The organism is Thermodesulfobacteriota bacterium (genome assembly GCA_035325995.1).
Classification (GTDB): domain Bacteria; phylum Desulfobacterota_D; class UBA1144; order Nemesobacterales; family UBA2774; genus JADLGH01.
This window is the reverse complement of record DAOKYU010000001.1, coordinates 425,181-447,202: the sequence shown is the minus strand read 5'-3', so window position 1 is coordinate 447,202 and position 22,022 is coordinate 425,181. Positions and strand designations below refer to the sequence as shown.

Annotated in this window: 23 protein-coding genes and 1 tRNA gene; 12 read left to right on the top strand and 12 right to left on the bottom strand. The window is 53.4% G+C overall.

The window, feature by feature from the left end; translation table 11 throughout:
- Positions 1-2: 2 nt before the first annotated feature.
- The 8 genes from PKC29_02070 to PKC29_02035 all read right to left on the bottom strand — a co-directional run bounded on the left by PKC29_02070 (position 3) and on the right by PKC29_02035 (position 7,904).
- The gene (locus tag PKC29_02070; protein HML94195.1) at positions 3-1,130 is read right to left on the bottom strand and encodes an MSMEG_0568 family radical SAM protein; all 1,128 of its coding nucleotides are present in this window, start codon (positions 1,128-1,130) and stop codon (positions 3-5) included.
- Positions 1,131-1,251: 121 nt separating this feature from the next.
- Positions 1,252-1,743, bottom strand: a complete 492-nt coding sequence (locus PKC29_02065; protein HML94194.1) for an MSMEG_0572 family nitrogen starvation response protein — start codon at positions 1,741-1,743, stop codon at positions 1,252-1,254.
- A gap of 255 nt (positions 1,744-1,998) precedes the next feature.
- The gene (gene arcC / locus PKC29_02060; protein ID HML94193.1) at positions 1,999-2,937 is read right to left on the bottom strand and encodes a carbamate kinase; all 939 of its coding nucleotides are present in this window, start codon (positions 2,935-2,937) and stop codon (positions 1,999-2,001) included.
- Positions 2,934-4,505, bottom strand: a complete 1,572-nt coding sequence (gene fdrA, locus PKC29_02055; GenBank protein HML94192.1) for an acyl-CoA synthetase FdrA — start codon at positions 4,503-4,505, stop codon at positions 2,934-2,936. Before fdrA ends, arcC begins: the two co-directional genes overlap by 4 nt.
- A 27-nt stretch (positions 4,506-4,532) precedes the next feature.
- Positions 4,533-5,813: a DUF1116 domain-containing protein gene (locus tag PKC29_02050; GenBank protein ID HML94191.1), complete on the bottom strand. Its 1,281-nt coding sequence runs from the start codon at positions 5,811-5,813 to the stop codon at positions 4,533-4,535.
- Positions 5,814-5,852: 39 nt separating this feature from the next.
- Positions 5,853-6,440: an XRE family transcriptional regulator gene (locus PKC29_02045; GenBank protein HML94190.1), complete on the bottom strand. Its 588-nt coding sequence runs from the start codon at positions 6,438-6,440 to the stop codon at positions 5,853-5,855.
- 35 nt (positions 6,441-6,475) lie between these two features.
- Positions 6,476-7,429, bottom strand: coding sequence for a sll0787 family AIR synthase-like protein (locus PKC29_02040; protein HML94189.1), 954 nt, complete (start codon positions 7,427-7,429; stop codon positions 6,476-6,478).
- Between the two features lie 10 nt (positions 7,430-7,439).
- Positions 7,440-7,904 (bottom strand): GNAT family N-acetyltransferase, encoded by a 465-nt coding sequence (locus PKC29_02035; GenBank protein HML94188.1) that lies wholly within the window; start codon positions 7,902-7,904, stop codon positions 7,440-7,442.
- Between the two features lie 248 nt (positions 7,905-8,152).
- Here PKC29_02035 and PKC29_02030 point away from each other — a divergent pair, with 248 nt between their 5' ends.
- The 11 genes from PKC29_02030 (at position 8,153) to PKC29_01980 (ending at position 17,665) form a co-directional block, all read left to right on the top strand.
- Positions 8,153-8,533, top strand: coding sequence for a zinc ribbon domain-containing protein (locus PKC29_02030; protein HML94187.1), 381 nt, complete (start codon positions 8,153-8,155; stop codon positions 8,531-8,533).
- Between the two features lie 43 nt (positions 8,534-8,576).
- Positions 8,577-9,431, top strand: a complete 855-nt coding sequence (locus PKC29_02025) for an amidohydrolase family protein (protein ID HML94186.1) — start codon at positions 8,577-8,579, stop codon at positions 9,429-9,431.
- Positions 9,432-10,219: 788 nt separating this feature from the next.
- On the top strand, positions 10,220-10,978 hold the full coding sequence (locus PKC29_02020) for a hypothetical protein (GenBank protein HML94185.1): 759 nt from the start codon (positions 10,220-10,222) through the stop codon (positions 10,976-10,978).
- 694 nt (positions 10,979-11,672) lie between these two features.
- Positions 11,673-12,437: a hypothetical protein gene (locus tag PKC29_02015; GenBank protein ID HML94184.1), complete on the top strand. Its 765-nt coding sequence runs from the start codon at positions 11,673-11,675 to the stop codon at positions 12,435-12,437.
- 120 nt (positions 12,438-12,557) lie between these two features.
- Positions 12,558-12,839 (top strand): hypothetical protein, encoded by a 282-nt coding sequence (locus tag PKC29_02010; protein HML94183.1) that lies wholly within the window; start codon positions 12,558-12,560, stop codon positions 12,837-12,839.
- A complete protein-coding gene (locus tag PKC29_02005; GenBank protein ID HML94182.1) occupies positions 12,836-13,261 on the top strand; it encodes a hypothetical protein in 426 nt (141 codons plus the stop codon). The genes PKC29_02010 and PKC29_02005 overlap by 4 nt, the downstream gene beginning before the upstream one ends.
- 474 nt (positions 13,262-13,735) lie before the next feature.
- Positions 13,736-13,894: a hypothetical protein gene (locus PKC29_02000; protein HML94181.1), complete on the top strand. Its 159-nt coding sequence runs from the start codon at positions 13,736-13,738 to the stop codon at positions 13,892-13,894.
- Positions 13,895-13,939: 45 nt separating this feature from the next.
- Entirely contained in the window at positions 13,940-15,364 is a 1,425-nt protein-coding gene (locus PKC29_01995) for an AAA family ATPase (GenBank protein HML94180.1), read from the top strand.
- Positions 15,365-15,557: 193 nt separating this feature from the next.
- Positions 15,558-15,878, top strand: coding sequence for a hypothetical protein (locus PKC29_01990; protein ID HML94179.1), 321 nt, complete (start codon positions 15,558-15,560; stop codon positions 15,876-15,878).
- 413 nt (positions 15,879-16,291) lie between these two features.
- Positions 16,292-17,200 (top strand): type VI secretion system-associated protein TagO, encoded by a 909-nt coding sequence (locus PKC29_01985; protein ID HML94178.1) that lies wholly within the window; start codon positions 16,292-16,294, stop codon positions 17,198-17,200.
- Positions 17,201-17,215: 15 nt separating this feature from the next.
- A complete protein-coding gene (locus tag PKC29_01980) occupies positions 17,216-17,665 on the top strand; it encodes a hypothetical protein (GenBank protein HML94177.1) in 450 nt (149 codons plus the stop codon).
- 71 nt (positions 17,666-17,736) lie between these two features.
- Here PKC29_01980 and PKC29_01975 read toward each other — a convergent pair whose 3' ends face one another.
- Positions 17,737-18,219: a hypothetical protein gene (locus PKC29_01975; GenBank protein HML94176.1), complete on the bottom strand. Its 483-nt coding sequence runs from the start codon at positions 18,217-18,219 to the stop codon at positions 17,737-17,739.
- A gap of 261 nt (positions 18,220-18,480) precedes the next feature.
- On the opposite strand from PKC29_01975, the gene PKC29_01970 reads away from it, so the two are divergent.
- On the top strand, positions 18,481-19,602 hold the full coding sequence (locus tag PKC29_01970; protein HML94175.1) for a site-specific integrase: 1,122 nt from the start codon (positions 18,481-18,483) through the stop codon (positions 19,600-19,602).
- 33 nt (positions 19,603-19,635) lie between these two features.
- Here the strand turns inward: PKC29_01970 and PKC29_01965 are convergent.
- The 3 genes from PKC29_01965 to PKC29_01955 all read right to left on the bottom strand — a co-directional run bounded on the left by PKC29_01965 (position 19,636) and on the right by PKC29_01955 (position 21,935).
- A tRNA-Leu gene (locus tag PKC29_01965) sits at positions 19,636-19,721 on the bottom strand.
- Between the two features lie 162 nt (positions 19,722-19,883).
- A complete protein-coding gene (locus tag PKC29_01960; protein HML94174.1) occupies positions 19,884-21,107 on the bottom strand; it encodes a 2,3-bisphosphoglycerate-independent phosphoglycerate mutase in 1,224 nt (407 codons plus the stop codon).
- Positions 21,108-21,161: 54 nt separating this feature from the next.
- Positions 21,162-21,935: an MBL fold metallo-hydrolase gene (locus PKC29_01955; GenBank protein ID HML94173.1), complete on the bottom strand. Its 774-nt coding sequence runs from the start codon at positions 21,933-21,935 to the stop codon at positions 21,162-21,164.
- Positions 21,936-22,022: the final 87 nt, after the last annotated feature.

The following is a 22,022-nucleotide window of genomic DNA, read 5'->3' as shown; positions in this document are numbered from 1 at the left end:
GTTCAGCTAAGCCTGACTGGTTTTACCAACTTCTTGAACTTGACGTTCCGGGCAAGGGCCCTTTCGAAATCGGGCAGGACCGAGCACTCGCCGCAGCTCACGCATCCCGCGATACTGCTCTTGGACGCGCTGCCGTATTTGGCGAGTATCTTCGCCGCCTCGGTGTAAACGTAGGACATTATCTCCGGCTTCGGAGGCTTCACGTCCTCCATCGGCGTGCCCGCCACCGGCCTGAAAGGCACGATGAACGGATAGACGCCTATTTCGGCGCACAGCTCCGTGCCGTCGAGTATAGTCCTCAGCCTCTCGCCGAGGCCGACGAGCACGTACGTGCTCACCTGCCACCTGCCGAATACCCGGACGCCTTCCTTCCACGTCTCTGCATATTTATCGAGCCCTATCCTTGCCTTCCCCGGGGTCACTCTCTTGAAGACCTCGGGGTCGAAAGTCTCGATGTGAACGCCGAGAGAATCCACCCCGGCGTCCTTGAGGCGGCCGAGCCACGATAGATCCTCGGGCGGGATTATCTGGAGCTGTATCGGGACTCCGGTCGCCTTCTTCACCTCGGAGCATATCTCCGCGTACTTACGGAGCGCCTTCTCCTCGTCGGGCGCCACCCCTGAAGTGAAAACGACGTTCTTTATCCCGTCGAGCTCCTTCGCCAGCTTTATGGTCTCGACCAGGCTTTTCGCGTTCTTGAATCCGACCGTGCTCCTGTCCTTAAGGGTAAGCTCTATACCGCAGAACTGACACCTCCTGTCGTCGTTCCAGAAATCGCAGGTCTGGAGCAGGGTCGTCGCGAAAGTGGTCGGACAGTGAAGGAGCCCGATACGCTGCATTGGTATCCCCACCGACGTCTCGTGCCCGTGAAACTTCGCGCTGCCCATGAGCTCCACCTGGACGAGCGCGACGCCGTCCTTGAATATCCAGTACTCGTTGTTTATCTGATCGAGATGATAGGGGGACGATGCCACAAAGTCGCCGACTACGGGAACGTTGGCCTCCCCGTCGGGGAGTATTTTAAGGTGAATCCCTCCCGTCGGCCCGGCCCCTCCGCTCCTGACATCCTTCGTGTCGGGAATCCTGAGACCTAAACTCTGCAGCTCCACTTTTAGGGTCCTTGAATCCATTTCAGCCCCCTTGGTACTTGGTTTATACGACGATCCGCAGCTTATCCGCCGGATAAACTACGAAGCGGTCCCACTACCGACTGCCTCTCCTATACCCTTATAACTAAGGATACTAGGACTATTAGACAGTCCAAGTGTTAAAGATCATCGCTCCCGCCCTGTGGTGCTCGATCACGATGTCGAGGATGTCGGTCGGATGAATCGGCACGACCCCTTCGAGGAAGCTCGATTCATTCTGACCGAGGAGCGCCGCGGCCGAGAACCTGCAGGCGAGCACCTTGATGCCCTCGCTCATCATCCTGTTCACGAGATTCGGGTAGAGCTGAATCCCGGCGCCGTAACCGTCGTCGCCCACGTTCGGCCATCCCCTGTATACGGGTATGCCGGAAGCGGGTCCGTAGAAAAGTACGGTCGTGTCGTAACCCTTCTTCTTGGTCCTTATCGCGGTCAGCATGTTGATGCCCGCGACGGAGCCTTCGTAGGGTACCGAGTGGATGAGGAAAAGGGCCTTCTCTCCCTCTCTGGCCTTATGATCGGGGTAAAGCTTCTCCTCGTAATTGACTAATGCCTTGCCCTTCTCGGGCCTGTCCGCTTTAACTCTGTCTACAGCCATGACGAATTACCTCCTGAAGTTTATTTGGTTTCCCATACCCGGCGGATTCGCCGGATACTCTTTATTTTCGACGGAAACTAAAGCTAAATCCTCGTTTCGGTAAAGCCTGTTATGGTTGTTGCCGACAGCCGAAAGCCGGGCCCCGGACAGGTTAAAGATAGCCCGGTCCGGAAAACCCCTCACATTCCCCATGATATTACAATCGGCCTTTGAATTCAATGTAATAGACTCCTGTCCATTTCGTTCAGACGGGGCTCAGTGGACTATCTCCGTCCCCTCCTCTCCGTTTATCGCCCGCTCTATATTTTCGAGCGAGGTTATGATCGTTTTCTTTCCGCCGGCTCTGAGGAAATTTATAGAGGCCTCTATCTTCGGCCCCATGCTTCCCGGCGGGAAATGCCCCTCGGCGAAATAGCGCTCGGCCTCGGCCAGCGTCATGCGAGAGATCATCTTCTGATCCGGCTTGCCGAAGTTTATCGCCACCTTGTCTACGGGCGTTACGAGCATCAGTATCTCGGCATTCACGAGGCTCGCGAGCCTCTGGGCGGCAAAGTCCTTGTCTATGACGGCGGCCACGCCCTTAAGCCCGCCTCGTGCGTCCCTGACGACGGGGATGCCACCGCCCCCGCACGCTATGACGACGTAATTGTCGTTCGCCATTTTCGATATTTCGTTTTTCTCCACTATGTCTATCGGCCTCGGCGATGGGACGACTCTCCTGTACCCTCTCCCGGAATCCTCCCTCATCACCCAGCCTTCCTTTTCCTGGAGCTCCTTCATCTCCTCCTCGGTAAAGAACGGCCCGATGAACTTGGTCGGGTTCTTGAATGCCGGGTCGTCTTCCGAGACGACCACCTGCGTAATGAAGGCCGCGACGGACCTGTCCATCTTCTTCTGGACGAATATGTTCCTGAGCCGCTGCGCTATCATGTATCCTATCTGCCCCTGCGTCATGGCGTTACACACGTCAAGCGGCATGGGGGGAATCTCGCTTGAAAGAGATTCCTGCTGCATCAGGAAGTTCCCCACCTGGGGGCCGTTCCCGTGCGTTATGATTATCTTGTACCCCATGTCGAAGAGGCCGATTATCCTTCTGCACATCTCGTCGGTTTTGAGTATCTGCTCGGCGTAAGTGCTCTTTCCGGTGTGACTCATGAGAGCATTGCCTCCGAACGCAACTACAGCCGCTTTCATATATTCTCTCCCTTGTTTCTTTTCACTGCGGGCGCTTTGCCGCGGGAGGCGATGTATCCCGCCGCCCTCGACGCGAGGGCGTTCGTCGGGAATACGAGGACGCCTTCCGATTCCAGCTTCTCTTCCTGCTCGCGGAGCCCCTGTGGGTCCCGGGCCGTCCCGCACACGTGGGCGACGAAAGCGAGCTTCCGCCCCTTCTTCGCGGCGGCCTTCTTCGCTTCCTTTATGGCGGGCAGCATGTCGCCTGCCGGGTCGGGGCTCGCCACGTAGCCGAGTACTATGTCGAGCAGTACGACGCCGACCTCTGCGCGCGACGCCTCGCTGACGAGCCTTTCGTTCCTTAGCTGGGCGTCTATCATCGGATGGGGACGCCCGACCGTGAACTCCTCTTCCCCGAGGTCGAGGCACGTGTGGCGTACGCTCTTCCCCGAATCCTCGAGCTTATATTTTTTATTCAGCGGGGCGTTCGAATAAACGCCGCCTAGTATCGGTTCGAGCACCTTCTGCGCCTCGTAGCAGAGCGTCCCGCCGGAGAATAATCCCCGCAGGTACTTCTGCCCCGGGGCGAGGGATTTCATCAGCCTGTCCGCGCCCTTCTTCCAGCCGTCTCCGCCGCTGATGCTTTCGAGGTCGCCGCCCGCGAGCTTTATAGCGGCAATAGCGGCGTCTTCCAGAGTAGACGAGAAAACAGTCTTGCCGTTTCCGTGGCCGACGTCGCTTCCGAGGAAGCATATGACCGCCGGTTTATTCGAACTCTCTATCGCACCGATTATTTTTTCGGCGACGTTCTTCGAGGGCGGCTTCGAAACGAGAACGAGAAACTCCGTCGCCCCATCCCTTTCGAGGAGCTTAAGTGCCTCGAGGGTCATTATCCCGCTCACGTCTTCGGAGAGGTCGCGGCCCCCGACGCCTATGGCGTGCGATATGCCGACGCCGGAATTGTTAATGAGGCAGGAGACCTCCTGGAGCCCTGTACCGGATGCGGCTACCATGCCGACCGGCCCCCTGTCGAGCACGTTCGCAAACCCGAGCCCGACGCCGTTCAGTATGGCCGTGCCGCACCCCGGCCCCATTACGAGAAGTCCCCTCTCTCTCGCCCTCTCCTTTAACTCTATCTCTTCGTCTATGGTCAGGTTGTCGCTGAAGAGGAACGTATGAAGCCCGGCGTCTATCGCCTTCCCGACCTCGAGCTTGGCGAACTTGCCCGGGAGCGACACGGAGACGAGGTTAGCGCCCGGGAGCGCGCCGTACGCCGAGCCCAGGCTCTTGTACTTCTTCGCGAGCTCCGCCCCCGCGTCGGGCGGCGCGAGGAGCGAATCCAGCATGCCTACCGCCTCTTCGGCCTTCTCCTTCGAATCGGCCTTCACGGCCACTATAAGGTCGTTCGCCGTCGCCTCGGGCATGCCGTCCAGGAGACCCGCGTCCTTAAGCATCCCGAGATTGGCCTCGGTCGCCATCATGGCGGCGGCGTCCTTAACGCCCGGGGCCCCCGAAAGCTTCTGGCTTATCTGCATCAGCTTCATCGAATCCTGGTAATGATTCTTTTTAATAACGTGTAAAATCGCCATTCCGTATAAATCCTTTTATTCGCTATCTTATGCGGCCAGCCTGTACCGCTCCCCGAACGCCATTATCGCCTTGGCAAAGCATTCGTAGGGTGCGTGAACGATTCCCGCACCTATCTGCCCCGCGCCCGAGCTCTTGTGAACGACGGCGCTGTTTATGCTGGGCAATATCCCCGTCTCGACCACTTTTCTGAGGTCTATACCCGTGGGCGTCCCCTCGAAATCGAGCGAAGGGATTCCGAACTTCGGATTTTTGACCGTCGTAATCTCTCCCATCGCCTTCGTGATGGCGACCGACTCCTGAAAGCCGCCGCCCGCGAACGACGCCATCGACGGCGCGGCCGCAATGGCGAACCCGCCAAGGCCCATAGTCTCGATTATCGCGCTGTCGCCTATGTCCGGCGCTCCGTCCTCGGCCGAATAGCCGGGGTTGTAAAGCGCGTCCAGGAGGTACGGCGAAGGGGCGATGAACCATTCGTCCCCCAGCCCGCTTATTCTTATTCCGAACTCCGTCCCGTTCCGGGACATCGCCGTGACTATAGTGGAATTTTCTATGTCCCTCGCCGCATCCATCGCCAGCTTGGCGGCCGTCATCGTTATATTCAGGAAAAAGTGGCTGTTGCCAGCGACGAACTTGAACGCGCGGATCGCCCGATCCACGGGGAGCCCGAGAGAGAACAGCGGCTCCGTGATATTTTTAAGGAATAGATTGGTGGAAGCTGCGTGCCGGTTGTGGCACTCGTCCCCCATCTGTATACCCTGTGCGAGTACGCTCCACACGGGGATGCCGCCCATCTTCGCGACGACCTTCTTCATCACGGGCGCGAATTCGTCCCTCATGAATCTGAGGCGAGTGATCGTCTCTTCCTCGACCGCGCCGAACCAGAGCACCTTCCCGCCGCCCTCGTTGAAGGTCGAATACGCGAGCCTGCCGCTCGCCGTATCCTTCGTAACGATGACGGGCATCGAGGCCGAGATTATCCCCGTCATCGGCCCGACCGAGCCGTGCGTATGGTTCGAGGAAAGCTTTATCTTCTTCGACCTGACGAGCTTGTCCACGGCCTTCATGTCGGGCGCGAGCCCCTCGAAAACGGCGGCACCCCTCACAGCCCTCTGCATGGCGTCGCACATCGCGCCCCACTCTATCGGCGGCCCTGCGTGGAGTATGGTGTCCGGCGTCATGCCGGGCACCGCGTCGAGCGCCGTGGCCACGTCAACGACGACAGGCTCGACGGACAGGATCTTCTCCACGGCCAGGGCGTTCGCCTCGTTTATCAGCTCGGCAATGTATCTTTTCGGTTTCGTTTCCATCGCTGTCTTTTTCTATCCCGTTCTTCTTACGACTAATTCTTATGATGGGGGCACGGCCAGTATCCACAGCAGCTTCGCCTGCCTTTTGCCCACGTTCTTCCACTTGTGGTTCAGGTGCGTCCTGAAGTGAAGGCTGTCGCCCTGCTTAAGGACGTACACCTTGTCGAGCACCCTGAACTCGACAGTCCCGCCGAGGCAGTAAACGAGCTCCTCGCCCGCGTGCTTCATCGGCGTTCTGCCGCTCGTCGCCCCGACGTCTACCGTCGCATACGCCGCCGTCATGATGAAATCGCCGTATTTCTGCGCCGATATCGCCTTCAGGTCGAGCCCCTTCTTAAACGTCAGGATGGGCTCCCTCTCCCCGGCGGGAACGAGGACGACGTCCTTCTCCTCCTCCACTTCCTCGATGAAGTGGCTCACCTTCTTTCCGAGGGCGTCCGATATCTTCATCATCGTCGTTATGGTCGGTATGATGCCGTTCGACTCTATCTTGTGTATAGCGGCGGCGGAGATGCCCGACCTCTCCGAAAGATCTTTTAACGACAAGTTCTTTTCGACTCTAAGCTTTTTTATTCTCTCCCCGAGTTTTGAAACTATGTGGTCAATCTGATTTTTTTCCTTGTTCATTCCTCACCCTTAAAGATATAAAGCGTATGGCTCAATTAGATCCCGGTCAGGGCTTCGTTCTCGAAATCCCAGAGGAGCCACTTCCGGGATTCCCCGTCCACGAAATAAACCTTGCCGCCGCTTGTCACGGTGCCTATCGCCTCGCACGTGAGCCCCAGCGCCCGGAACCTCTCCGCGACCTCGCCGGTTTTACCGGGCCTTAACGACAGGACGAACCCGTAGCTCGGGAACGCCAGGAGCCATTCGCCGAGAGGCGCCTCGAAGGGCCTCGGTATGGCTTCGACGTTGATGTCGGCCCCCTTGCCCGAGCTTTCGAGAAGCATGAGCACAGAGCCTATGAGCCCGGCCATGCTTACGTCCTTTGCCGTGTCCGCCGCGCCGTCGTCGGCGAGCGACGAAATCTCCTCCAGGTGCCTTACGGCCTCCCTGCCCTCGAGCGCGCTGGAGGAATCCCAGAAGTTAAAACCCGACACGAATTTCCCGTTCCGATTGTATATAAAGACGAGGTCGTCGCCCTCGCGAGCGCCGAAGCTCGTGAGGAGATTCCTCGCCTTTCCCAGTATGAATACGGCAAGCGAAGGGTGCTCGGCGTCCGTCGTTATGTGCCCGCCGACGACGGGAACGCCGTAACGCTCCGCGTTGTCACTTATTCCGCGCAGTATTTCGGAAGCGTTTTCCGTGGAGTTCGAGAAGACGACGTCCACGACGGCCACGGGCCTTCCGCCCATTGCGTATATGTCGCTTACGTTCGTAAGGACCGACGTGCGGCCCGCGAGGTAGGGATTCTCCGCCACGAGAGGCGGGTAGACGCCCTCGCCCGCGAGAAGGAGGTAGCCGTCTTCGGTCTTTATCGCCGCCGCGTCGTCTCCGAGGAGAACCTCGCTGCCGCCGACTACGGAAGAGGAAGGCAGGTGGGTCCAGACGTCGCCTATCGCCCGCTTCTGAAACAGCCTCGACGAAGACCGTATGCTTTGAATGAGCTCCTGCATAATCTCCCTTTCAGCCGGAGGCGAGGTCCGCCTCCATGAGTTGGTGAGGAATACCGTGATATTCCTCGGGGTCGCCAATCGGAGTCCATCCCAGTCTTTGGAAAAATCTCACATTCTGCGGCTGTACGTAGGCAAGGAACCTTCTGCACTCGTCCGTAGACTTCATCGTCTGCACGGCGAACTTCACGAGCCCCATGCCGACGCGTCCGTTCCTGTACCCGGGAGCGGCGCTCAGCCGTCCCCCCACCCACGTATCACCCTCTATCCTGTAACACCTGACCGCTCCTACCACCTCGCCCCCGGGGAGCTTCACCGAGACTATATGAATGACTTTATGGAACGGATCGGTGTCGAATTCGTCCACGTCCGTTTCGCCGAAAATGCCCTGTTCCGATACGAAGACGTCGCGTCGCAGACGAAAGTAATCCTCAAGCTCCTTCTCATCCCCGGCAATTTTGAAAATAAACCTTTCCAAAAGACTATCACTCGGGACCGTCTACTATACTTGATACCTTATCAACTTTAGTAAATTAAGTCAAGGCATTTTTGGATACCGGAACGGCCCGAAAAACGCCCTTCTGCATTGACGAAGAGAAAAAGGCAATAACCCCGGAAGATTCGGTAAACACTGCCCCGCAGTGCGAAGACGGCGGCAAAAAATTACGGTTGACTATAAAGCGTGAATTTCCTAGAATATATAAAATATAAACTTTAGGAAATCCTATGCCTGTCTATGAATACGAGTGCCACGATTGTGAAAAAGAAGTAAGCATATTTTTCCCGAGTTTCGCCGACTCCCGGAACGAAGAAGCCGTCTGCCCCGAATGCGGCTCGAAGAGGCTCGAGAGAATCATCTCGGGCGTGGCGGTCCTTAAAGAGAAAAAGCCGGTTGCCCCGGCCGCGTCATCCGGCGGGGCCACACACAAAGAAGAAGACCCCCGGGGCCTCGCCCGCACGATGGACGACGCGGCGCGGAAATCATCGGCCGACTACGGGGACGATTTCAAGGAGGTAAAAGGCCGCCTCGAAAAGGGCGAGTCGGCCACTTCGGTCGAAAAACGCATGCGTAAACGCGTCGGGGAAAGCATGGATACGCCACATTGACAAAATCACTTCAATAACGAAACGCGTCCAAGGAGGCAATATCATGAGCGTAGTAAAGAGAAAAAAGGTTTTCGACAATCATTCGCATATAGGCCCTGTGCCGGGATTCGCGTACTACGGGCTGCCCCAGGCTGTAAAACCCACCACCGACTACGACACGACGGATGCATACCTGAAGGGCATGGACGGCCACGGCGTCGATCGTGCGCTCGTCATGGCGAACTACGGCTACCCCGATTCGGCCCAGCCGTTCTCGCTGAACCCGCTCGTCGGCGAAAGCGTCCAGTCGACGGACAGGCTCCTCGGGCTCATATGGGTGTCGGCGCTTCCTAAAGATAAGGAGCGCACGACCGAAGCCCTCAAGCACATCGGCGAAAAGGGTCTCGTCGGCCTCAAGACGACGTGCCTCCTCGGCGGGACGTTCGATCCCGGGCAGTGGGAGCCCGAGGCTGCCGAGCTCTGGAAGATGATCCTCGACGCGGCGGCGGATAACGACATGCCGCTCCATATCCACACGAGCCCCGGCGGCGGCTCCGACATAGACAACGCCCTCGCACTCATAAAGGAATACGGGAAGAAGGTGAAGATCCACGTCGTCCACATGGGCGGCGGCGTCAGCGGCCACATAAAATTCGTCCCGCGCTTCTTCGACCTCGTCCAGGAAGGCTACAAGGTCTACACCGACTCGTCCTGGGCAGTCGGCTTCGGCTCGTCGTGGCTCTTAAAAGAGATAGAAGAAAGGGGCATCGGCGGCGACCGCTTCCTCTTCGGCTCGGATATACCCTGGAGCGACTTCGCCTCCGAGTACTGGAAGATTGAAGGCGCCGAGATTTCAGAGCAGCTCAAGAACGACATCTTCTGGAACAACGCCGAGAAGCTATACGGCAAGTTCTGGTAAGTAGTTGCCCGGGCAGGTCTAAGTATCACGTGCTTAGCAACAACAAGGTATTATAAGTACACCACATTAAAAATGTAAAAAGGGTGACCCCGCGTCACCCTTTTTTATTGGGGCTATTCCATTTAAGGGTTAGTGTCTGGCCAGTATTTATGCCGCTTAAAAGCTGTTGGCGGCTGCCTCCATCGAAGCCTCATTCGCACTCCATAGTCTGTCATTCCCCAACGATTCCGAGCGTGCGAGGAATCCCCACTCTTCTGTCATTCCCTAATGCTTGTAGATGCCGCGGCGAGGCCCATAGGGCGAAGCCGGGTAGGGAATCCATTTCCACCGGCAACCCACCAAGAATTCCTTAATATTGCAAGCAGCACAGCAATACATTCCCGGGCCGTGCGGACCGTCGCTCCCGCAACAAAATGCTCTATCAGTTTGCCTTGCCGGCGCGGGGTTAAATGGCTTCTTCCAGCGTACATAATTACGGCTTGGGTGGAATAGCCCCTTTTTTATTTGTGTTCCGGTTTCCGCCAGACTAAATTTTCATCCATATTCGAAATACAAATGTTGTTCGGATTTACAACAGGAGGTGTCAGGGAAGGGATTAGAAAAATGGTGCCGAAGGCGGGAGTCGAACCCGCACGCCCGGAGGGCACCACCCCCTCAAGATAAAAGAACGGTAATCCCATAACTACCCATAATCATACAACATATGCGAAAGAATTGAAAAATTTGGCCTGATCGGATAGCCTTGGAAATATACAATCTGTGCAATATGTACACTGAGTGCAACGAACGTGGACACCTCTTTGGACACCTTTAGATTCCCCCCGGAGTATCAAGAAATAATTGAATCGCAAATAGAGCAAGCTCTGGTGTTTTACACCAACTTCAAAGCGGGCAAGCCCGCCTTGGAATTGCATCACGCATACCTAAGCATATTGCAAGGCCACATAGAGAATTATCGTAAAGAATTAACATATCCAGATATAGTGATAGTTGATTTATTCTTGGATGGGTGGACCATAGAAGAAATCGGCGAGTATGAAAAACTTCAAGTTCTTGTGACCTCTGATGAGATATACGGGCTAATATTTGGAAGTAAACAATTTGCCGGTCTAATTAATACATTGGCCGAAATTTGTCTGGAGCAGTTTAAAACTATTCGATTCGATCACGATTCTGAGTTTTACCACGAATATATGAAGATCAATCGGGCGATCGAGAAAGAAATTCACACGTTGTATCCAAGACGTTTTCCGAGAGTTTTTGCTAATGCAAAGAATTTCGAGTTGAGAATGATTGGTGGTGATTCGGGAAAATCCCGAACGGAGATATTTGAAAAGGAAGCTCAGAAAATATTTCCAACCTTGAGCGATAGAGATCAATTGATAATTAAATTAAGGTTTGGTTTTGAAGGACAAGAGAAATTGTCATACAGTAAAATTGGCGAAATTGTTGGCATGACGAAGCTGGGTGTTATGAAAGCAGTAAGGAGAATTCTAAACAAATCGGGACGTGTAGTGAAAAAAAACTTGCATCCTTCCGAAAAATAGTATACCATTTTGTTGTGGCAGAGTTGCGCCCGGAATCAAGCGAAGCGAGCCAGATAAGCGAAGATATATAGCATCTGAGCGAGCAACACAACAGAAGACTTAACACAACTTAGCGAGTTTTAGAAGCCGGACAGGGATTCGTTCCTTGCCCGGCTTTTTTTTGCCCAAATTCAGGCCGCCCTGCCCCTTCGGGGGTTTGGCGGCTTTTTTGTTTCTGAAGGAGCTTGATATGAGTCGATCCTTATCCGTCAAAGAGGCTTCGGCAAAGTTTGGTTTCCCAAAGCGCACTCTTTATTACTGGCTAGCCAATAGGATGTTGCCACACACCAGAGTCGGGACGCGTGTATTTATCGATCCCGAGGACTTGGAAGAGCTCAAAAGGAAAAACAGAATCGAGGCAATAAATGAGAAGTGAAAAAAACCGGAGGTGTGAAATGAAAGAATTACCTAATTTTTACAGGGCTGTGAAGTTGTTAACAATGGCCTATGAAAATCGCAAGCGGGGTTATTTGTTGCGCCGGGAATCCGGCGAGATTGACAGGGATAAGGAGTTTCGCTTGGTACAAGAGTTAGATTGCAATTTGAAACAAGAGATTGACGACCTCGCCAGCAAGATCGACTCGGGCGAGCTCGACGGCGAAGTCGAAGCGGACGTAGAGACTGACGATACGGGAACGGGCGAGGAGGTGGAAATATGAGCCAGAACAGGTCAACTGCATTCACACAAATTAACACCGCTGAGATAGTGGGTATCGGAAAGGAGCTGGAAGCGCGGTTGAGGGAGATTGACGAGGACGTAACTCTGAGCCCGCAAGGGAAGGCTCAAGAGAGCCAGGCGGCGCGGAGCGAAGCGGATAAGAAACTGACCGAGGCCAAACAGAAGCACCGGGACGGGGTTGCCAGGCTGAGCGCGGACTTACAGCGGACCCTCGCTGGGGAAGAGCCGAAGCGCAGCTTCGTCGACCGTATCCGGAACAAGGGCATGTCTGAAGATACAAGTAACAGGGAAGTCGCTTTAACGAACTACGAAGGGCTTGAGACGGTCGTAAAAGCAATTCGAGATATGACACAAATGAACCTCGCGGCTACGCTAGACCAGAAGGGGCTCCTGGCCGCAGCGGATCGTTTTATGGAACAAGGCAACTTAGGTGCTCTGGAATCACTCGCCAAAGTTGCGGCATTCCGGGGCGACACTCTCGCAGGGGACAAAATATCCGCGTCCGTCCAGGCCGTAAAAGAGGCGAGCCTTACAATCCCTCAGAAGATCGCCAGGAAGGAGCTCGAAAGACTCACTGTACACGAGGCCATGATCGACCAAGCTATTGAGTACGCGCGTAGGGGCGGTAAGGCCCTCGACTTACTAGAGAACGGGCAGGGCCTCAGAGACGCTGACGAGCGGATCGACTTCGAGATTAAGGCGATCCAGCTGGGCGCTAAGCCGGAAGGTGGAAGTGATTGAAGTTGTTACGCCAGGCGAGCCCGGCGCGGGTGCACTCATTCTTAACCCTCTTTTTCAGCCCGCGTCGGCTCGTTTTTGTACTTATGATTTTGACGTAACTTGCCTAAAGGACGGTGAATAATGGGCCGAAAAAATTATGTAAATCTGAACAGTTTTCGAGACGTTCGATTGTTTTTATCTCGGTTGATAAACGCGAGGAACAACGGCGAGATAGCAAGCGTAAAATACAGGGATTTAATTGTTGGCTGCAAAGCGATACAAAGTTGCCTGGAGAGCATATTTATCAGCGAAGAGATCGAAGAGCGCCTCTCGCGGCTTGAGGGCGGCGGTAAGAGGCCGTCCTTCGGCACGTATCCGCAATCCGTCGACAACGAATCTAAAGAACGCGAGGACATGATATGAGCAACCTAAAAGGAATTGCGAACCGGCTAAAGGGCCTTGAGAAAGCCTCAGGCGTCAATGAGCGAGAGAACTTGATACGGGAGGTATGCGAGATTATCAAGGCGCACCAAGTCATTAATCCGGCCTTCTATCAGCGGCAAGTTTGGCCGCTTTGCGAGTTGAGCCTTGCCGAAGTCCGCAGCCTGGGAAAGGGTGAAAAGGTTTTAGAAGACTTTAAGCCCCGGTGGAAAATTACCCTTGAGGACTTTTGGAACCGCCGGCAAGAGTGGCGCGAGGCCAACTATCTACGCGAGATTGCCGAATTTAATCGAACGAACGGCGATCCTTACCAGGAATGGGAATTGAATTACGGCAAGTCCAACTTGTCCAGCCCTTTAAAAGGCGACGGCGAAGCGGAAAACGGCAATGGAAAACTACAGTAGGCATGACAATTCTGTCATGGGTTGCGGCCATTCTGATATAGCCTTTCATTTAAGAATGCATTGTAAGTGCCCGAAATTATTGGATGCGATTTTTACTGAACGCCGGTCATGTGCAAAAAGCGGTGAAAAATGTTCAGCAAATTTATAAGTGACTGTAAATATTAGAGAAATTAGGCCAATGTCCGATAATATTCAATTATGTAAACTCGCAACTGGATTTGGACAATTTGGTCATGGGGTAATACATGTTCATAAGAAGACAGATTGTTAATGGCCGAGCTTATTTTTTCATTGAAGAGCGGTATAGGCGCAAGGATAAACGTAATCCAGCCACGCGGCTTATTGTGAGTCTCGGGCGGGAAAAGAGCCTAATAACAGCTTACGAAAAAGAGCTCACGGCCTTTCTAAAGTGCGCGGACAAGCTCGAAAGGCTTGAATACGTCATGAATATTTTGGGTACGGAGGCGGCATACTATGACAACCGATAAGACCATAAGAGAAACAGCCCGGGTTGTTTACGGTGTCGACGGCTTACCGGCTTTATACATCGAGCTTGTGCTGTCAAAGAAAATGCGGCTTAGCGAGGCCATACGGGAATTTTTAGCCGAGCCCTACCCTGAAGAGAAGCATTAGAAAAAAGGCCCGGATATGCGGTCCGGGCCGGGAGAATACATGGGAATGAGCTATGAAAATTCTAACCCGGAAAAAGAAACTGAGCAATCCTTGCTAAACGAAATCACACTCGGCCACGTAGACTTCGCCGAGGTCAAAGGGTTAGGCCTTAGCGCCAAGGATTTCAGCACCGAGACCCATAGGCTCATTTACAGGGCCCTGGAGTCCCTATACGACCGAGGCGCGGCGATAGATGCTCTAAGTGTATACAATGAGCTTCAGTGCACCGAGAGGCCCGACGGAGGCTCTTGGGGCTCATGTATTGCGAACACCCTGGGTGTATCAATACCACTAGGAGACGTTGCTTACCACGTTCAGCAAATCAAAGAAGCGGCGCGGCTTAGAGACTTATCAGAAGCGAGCTACCGGCTTTACGAGGCAGCCCAAAGAGGTGATAGCGAGCGTATAAGAAAACTCACAGAGAAGATCACCGAGCTTCAAACTCTGGATACGGGGACCGGGGGCCGGTTAAAGCCCGTAAGCGCGGCGGACCTTCCCGATATTGAAATACCGGACCCTCTTTGGGCCGGGCTCATTTATCCGGGCTGCGTCATTCAGCTGAACGGCGAACCCGGAGCGGGAAAATCCACCATTGCTTATAACCTCGCAGCCCTCGGAGCGCAGGGAAAGGACTTCGCGGGTGAGTCTTTCGCTAAGCCAATAAAAACCCTTTACGTCGACTTAGAGACGCCCTCATGGCTTCGGCGGCCAAAAATCGAGGCTATCTGCGAGGAACCGCCAGAAGACTTTAAGATATTACCGGACATGGAGTTATCCCGAGACATTGACGAGCTTATCAGGCTATGCAAAGCGGAAAAGTACGACCTGATTATCATGGATACGCAGAGCAAGGTTTTAAATATGGAACAGGAGAATGATAACTCGGAGGCCAATAGAAAAGGAAGGCTACTGGACAGAATAAAGGCGGAGACGGACGCGGCAGTCCTTCTGGTTCACCATACGAGTAAGGGCAGTGAGGGTAAGGACGCTTACAGAGGGCGCGGAGCTTCGGCTATCGCGGGCTCAGTCGACATTGTATGCAACCTCGAAGCCCTTGACCAGGACACGGTCAAACTCTCTGTGGCTAAAACCCGAGTGCCTAATAAGTTTAGATCGCTTACCTTGCGGAAGGCCGGTAACGATAGGTTTATGCGGGTGGAATCCGAGGCCGGGAACACCGGAATTGAGCTATTCCGGATTCAGGATTTTTTAATAGACCTCTTATCGAGCGCGAGGGAACGGCGAAGGCCCGAGATTTTAGAGCTCGCCAAAGAGGCGGGATTCACCGAGAGGACAACGGAACGCGCCCTAAAGCGACTAAGAGAGGCCGGAAGGATTGCCCAGGTGAGCCGAGGAATATATACCCTCGGAGGAACCCTGATAGACGAGATCGAGGAGCCGGAAGACTACCCGGAAGTGTTGAATTTGTGACTTTCCGCCAAACCGCCTAACCCTATAGGGGGTGGCGGAAGTGGCGGAAAGTCAAACGCCATGAATATTATTCAATATCTACAACACATTACAAGCGTAAAAGTTTCCGCCAAGGGCCTTAAAATGTATATGCAACTATTGGGTGTTGTCGGTTTTGAATTAACGAACAATCTAACCTATTCAGGAGGCGTAAATGGACCAACTCTGGACTGAGAAAGAGGACATTCTCAACAAAGTCCTGGACGCTTTAGAAGAGAAATATCCGAGCGGCTTATACGACTGGCTCTATCTTCGAGATCGTGGCGCGTATGACGAGATTAACCGCCTTGAGGACGCCATAAACGAGAGTTTTAGGAATGGCGGCTCAGTCGACGAGTTTAAGGCCGTCCTTCGACAATTCTGGACCGTTCATATGCGAGCCATTTTGGCATTTAGGAGATTCGGCGGGCCGGGAGCTCAGTTAACCGAGGCAAGAGACGAGCGAATACGGGAGCTCGAATCGGCGCACGTGTAAGGTCCGAGGGAAGGATTGTGCATTGAGGGGCTGGGAAATAGCTTCTGGATTTTTTGTGAGTTTAACACCTGGATTTCCTTCATGGATAATTGCGGTAAATTCATTATAAAATCGTCTATTTTAACGAAGAGCGCGTTTACATTTTTCTTTATCAAAATGGGAAACTCGATAGTCCTCGTAGACACCACACCGCAAGACGATATTAACGAAGGGAAAATCTATTTTTTCCGCATATCTTACAGGGGCTTCATCATATGCAAGGTTGAAAAATCCCCCGTAGGGTTATATCTTGTGCCATATAACACGAGTTTCGAGACGCGCCGGATTCCGTGGGAAGAATTCAATCCCGAGTAGGTAATAGGCCGCGTCATGTGGAATATAATAAACCCGGTGGGGTTTTAAGGAGGCGCTATATGGGCTTCGGGGGCTTTTCCTGGAAACGGGCCGTCGGCTTAACCAAACTCAAGGGGAAGATTTCTCGTAAAACAGGAATTCCTCTCACGAAATCCGGACGGCAAAGAAAAATCGGCAAGATGATTACAGGCGGACGCGGTGGCTGTCTGGTTACGCTGCTTCTGGCTACGTTTATATGCACGGCTGGTTATGTCGCCTTTGGCGAGACAGAGGATACCGGAAAGTGGCAGATTTCCCGTGACCATTCCTCAATGGATGATAGTAAGCGTGTTGTTTTGGGATTGCCTGCGGAGAATATCATCAGCGGATACCTGCAAACATACCAACCTACGCTGATTATACGGTGCCAAGAGAACAAAACCGATCTTTATGTCAATATCGGAGTATCGCCCAACCCGGAATTGGGGCTGTACAATCAACATACTGTTAGAATCAGGCTTGATGACGGGAAGCCTTTTTCGGAGAGATGGAGCCAATCCACAAGCGGGGATACTTTGTTCGCCCCGCAGCCAATAGCTCTTGCCCGTAAAATGGTATCCGCGAATAAAATGCTCTTTGAGTTTGTTCCGTACAACTCTAATGCTCAGATCGCCGAATTCGATATTTGGGGCTTAAAACCGTATTTGACCGAATTGTCCGAAACCTGCAATTGGAAGATAAGTGGTTCAACCAAGGCCGGTTCTTCAAAATCCAAGACGAGTAGGAGGTATCTCTCCTTCGATGAAGCCAAGAAAGTTGGCCAGGAAATCGGAAGTGAAATCTCGGGACAATACACAGACAAGTCCGATGTTGAGTTATACAGCATCTGCGTGGAAAAACTCACCTCGCGCAATATATACACAGAGTACGCAGCGATATTCATGGGCGAATGCGTGGATACCTACAAAAAGAATACTCCCAAGCAGTAACAAGGAGGGGTCCCTATGTCCGGCTGCGGCACGCGCATTTTAATCAGCTTGATCGCCATATTGGCGCTATGGTATCTGTTTGCTGGTTCAAGTAAAACCGTCAAAACCCCAAAGAAAATAACCGTTTATAGTACAAAACAGTCAAGCCCCGCCCCCTCCGCGCCTCCGCAAACCCCTAAGCCAACGAAAGACGACACCGCTGCCAAGGAGGCATTCAAAAAGAGGCAAGAAGCGTTTGCGGCGTATATTCTGGATACCCCCGGCGTGATTGCCGCAGAGTGGCAATCGCCTATATCCCTTTGGGTAAAAGTAGACCTTTACACACTCGGTAATCCACCCAAAGAAAGGGCGAAAGAAGTGGCTGACATAATTGCAGATGCGGGTGTTGGGGTACTAAATCAACCCCTATGCATCAGGGTGTGCTATGGGAACTGGAACGAATTGGCAAAATCCTGTAGGCAGTAAGCCGCATCGCATAGATATTCGTGACGAGAAAGCCGCTGAAAAAGGGGGAGGGGAAGTCAAAGGCGGTGTGATTATTTGAGCCAATAAGGCGCGGCGGCAGCGAATATTCCCAGAATCAGGGTGCCGAGAATAAGATAAACCAGCCAGTACCCGGACGAAGCCTTAGCTTCCGGGATCGTGAGGTTGCTAGCCGCGATTATCTCTTGCGCTTTGGGCGTATGTACGGGAATCATACTGTTCTGGCCGCATTCGGGACAAGATTTTATCTTTTTATAGCGGTTTATTGAATACCGGACAGCCAAAAGGAAGAAAACGAAGGCGAATAACCACATAAAGAAGAACCCGAAGCCAATAACAAAGAATACCCCGGCGAGCATCCAGAGTATGAATTCATATACTATGCTGCCCGATATTTCAGCCTTTTCCGGGCCTATATAGTGGCAATTCGTACATAGTTTCGACATAAACAAAATATAAACATCGGAATTACAAAAATCAAAGAGACAGCATCTAGCATGGAGTATCTCATTTCCCTTTCCCGCCGTACTTGTCAAGAAGATAGTCTATCGCCTCCAAATAGAGCTCATGAAGGGATTTATCTTGTTGAACTGAGATCATTTTAAGCCGCTTATGTTTGTCTTTTGGCATTCGGAGCGCAGTTTGCATAAGCTCAGTTTTAGGTTCGCTTTTTGGTGCTTTACTCATGGCTCTAATATGCCACAAATTTACAAGTGAAACAAGTTTTCATAATACAATTGTTGACAATACAATTGTATATTTGTATCATTGTATCATAAACCAACCGAGGTGAGCAAGTGGCAATCTACAAAAAAAATAACCGCTGGTATATCGATTTTTACGCCGACGGCAAGCGGCGGCGCGAGGTTGTAAAGATTGAGGGCATACCACCTCAGCATATAAGCCGCCAGGACGCCCTTACATTCCTTCGCATAAAACAGGCCGAGGCGGCGAAAGGCGAATACGTGGCCAAGAAAGAGAAGCCCCTACCCTTCGAGCTGCTGGCTTCAATGTACCTGGAATGGGCCGAGAATAATCACGCACCGAGTACATACGAAAATGAAAAGGCAATAGTAAAAACCTTGGTGTCATTCTTTAAGGACAAAAATACAAATTCGATAAAGCTATGGGACGTGGAAAGGTTTAAATCCAAGAGAAAAGCAAATGGGATTGAGTTTGTCACGATCAACAAGGACCTCGCGGTGCTCAGGCTTATGTTTAATGTTGCCGCCAAGGGGCAGTTGAAACGGAAGATAAACAGAAACCCAATCACGGGAATTAAGCGCTTTAAAGAGCCCTACAAGCCAATACGTATTTTGAGGGACTCGGAATTTCAGAGGCTTTATGAAGCGTGCTCCGAGCGTTTAAAGCCCATTGTCCTTTGTGCCTTCACAACTGGCATGAGACGGTCAGAGATCGCAGGCCTTAAATGGGAAAACATAGATTTCGACACCGGCTATATTCACCTAGAAAAGACAAAGACGAATGAGCCGCGAAGCATTCCTATCAACAAATTACTCTTTGACGACCTGAAAAGGTTAAAGAGGGAGTCCAAGTCGGATTACGTATTCCCGCGCCCGGATGGCAAGCCCTACACCTCAAAGACTACTTGGCGGACGCCCTGGTTAAGGGCTTTACGCGCGTCGGGAATTGGGAGGGTGCGTTTCCACAGCCTCAGACATAGCTTTGTTAGTGCCCTTATAGTCGACGAGAGGGAAGACATTGCCACTGTAATGAGTCTAAGCGGTCACAAGGATATTCGGATGTTGAAACACTACGCCCATACGAATGAACGGGCCAAAAAAGCGGCTGTAGATAGGCTCTCGGAAAGGATAAAAAGGGCTGCTATAGACACCTATATGGACACCACGGCGGTTACACCTATCAGCGCAGCCGAGAAGGGAAAGAGGAAAAAGTGAAGCAATACACCGTAAATATTGGGATATTAAAAATGGTGCCGAAGGCGGGAGTCGAACCCGCACGCCCGGAGGGCACCACCCCCTCAAGATGGCGCGTCTGCCAGTTCCGCCACTTCGGCACTCGTTGGCGTAGTTAAATCACACGAGGGAAAAGATAAATTAGCATAACGTGAGAGGATTTCAAGAGCCGGCAGAGCGTCCCGAAAAATATTCCCGCAAGTCTCTCGGGCAACTCGCCGTTATGAAAGTAAAAAACCGCGCGGCACCCAAGATGAGCCGAATCACGCCCCATATTTCTGGAGACGCCCCGCGTGCGCCAGGACGAGCGTCATGAGGTCGGCCGCCCTGAACGTGCCGAGCTCCCCTCGCCTGCACGCGCCCTCGCCGAAGCCGCCCTCTCCGCCGCCCTGCGTATACTTCGAGCTTATCAGTATCGGCACGGGATGCCAGCTGTGGGACTTCATCCTTGCCGGCGTCGAATGGTCGCCCGTCACTACCAGCACGTCGGGCTTGAGCGCCACGATCTCCGGCACGAGCGAATCGAACTCCTCTATAACCCCCGCCTTCGCGCCGAAGTTCCCGTCCTCGCCGTAGCTGTCGGTCTTCTTCACGTGGAGGAAAAAGAAGTCGTGCTTGTCGAAGTCCCTCTTAAGCGTCTCGACCTCGCTCTTTATCGTCATGTCCTCGACTTCGAGCACCTCCATCCCCACCAGCTTCGCGACGCCCCTGTACATCGGGTACGTGGCGATGCATGCGGCGTTAAGGCCGTACGCCTCTGAATACGGCGTAAGGTTCGGGTGTACGGCGAAACCCCGGAGGAGCATGTAATTCGCCCTCTCCTCGTCCCTTATGACCTTCGCCGCCTCGTCGATGAACTTCGCCACGACGGCCGCTACCTTCTCCGCCTCGGGGTTGTTGCCGTGCGGCCTGACCGGGCTCTTCCCTTCGAGCTGCGGGTCCGTGTCGTCTATGTCGTCCCCACCCGCGGGCACCGGTTCGGGAAACGTCAGTATCACTGCCACCCTGTGCTCCATGCCGGACGTCACGTTCACCTTGACCCCGTCTATCTCCTTTATCTTTTCCGTTATCCTGCGAACGATGCGTATATTCTCCTGCGTCGGTATCCTGCCCGCGCGGCGGTCGGTGACTATCGGCGTATCGCCCTCGTATTTCACCGTGGCGAAGTTTCCCCTTATGGCGATGTCGTTAGGGCCGACTACGAGCCCGAGCCCGAGCGCTTCGAGCACCCCTCGCCCTATCTCGTACTTGAGCGGGTCGTATCCGAAGAGCCCCAGGTGCGCGGCCCCGCTTCCCGGGGTTATGCCGACGGCCACGGGCATGTGAAGCCCGGTAGCCCCCTCCCCGGCCAGCGCGTCGAGGTTCGGCGTGGACGCCGTTTCGAGCTCCGTCTTCCCGTCTTTCGTAAGCCCTCCCAGGCCGTCGAGAACGCAAAAGACTATCTTCGTATCGTTCTTCTGGATTATTTTCTTTATGACTTCCTGCATGCATGCACCTCTTTATAAAAGGTTACAGAATTTTTCCAGCCTATTGGCCGGCAATCAAGTGGCGGGCTCTTCGAGCCGAAGCTCCATCCCGTCGTACGCGGGCGTTATGCCCTCGGGGAGCTCGGCCGAAAGGGCGTCGTAGTCTATCTCGTGGCCCATGTGTGTAAGCACCGTCAGCCGGGGTTTCAGCTTCTCCGCCGTCTCGATAGCCTGCTCCACGTTGAAATGCGCCGGATGAGGCCTGTACCTGAGTGCGCTTATCACGAGAGCCTCCAGGCCCGAAAGCTTCTCCATCGTCTCCTCCGGTATCCCGCTGCAATCGGTGAGATACGCCAGCCCCCCTATCCTGTACCCGAGGATGGTCCAGTCGGCGTGGAATATAGGCAGCGGCGTCACCTTCACCCCGTCCGCCTCGAAATCCCCGGACACGGTGTTCAGCACCAGCTTGGGCTTCCCCCCGGCCGAAACGCCGCCGTCGAATATATAGCTGAAATTTTTCTTTATATTACCGATGGTTCTGGCGTCCCCGAAACACGGAATCACCCTCCCGTTCATGAAATTATAGACCCTGAGCTCGTCGATGCCGTGCGTGTGGTCCGCGTGGGAATGGGTATAAAGGACGGCGTCGAGCGTCGTGATATCGTGCCTGAGGGCCTGGAACCTGAGGTCGGTCGAGGTATCGATGAGTATATTCCTCCCCCCGGTGTTGACGAAAATGGAGCATCTCGTCCTGTTATTTCTGGGATTGCCGGAGGTGCAAACGGGGCAGGTACATCCGACTATCGGAACGCCCGTGGAGGTGGCGCACCCGAGAATAATAACCTTCATTGTTATGAATTTAGCATTAAGCGCGGGTTATTTCAAAAAAACACCCTTTAAAACTGGGGATCGTCCGGTAAAATGTTAAAGTAGTTT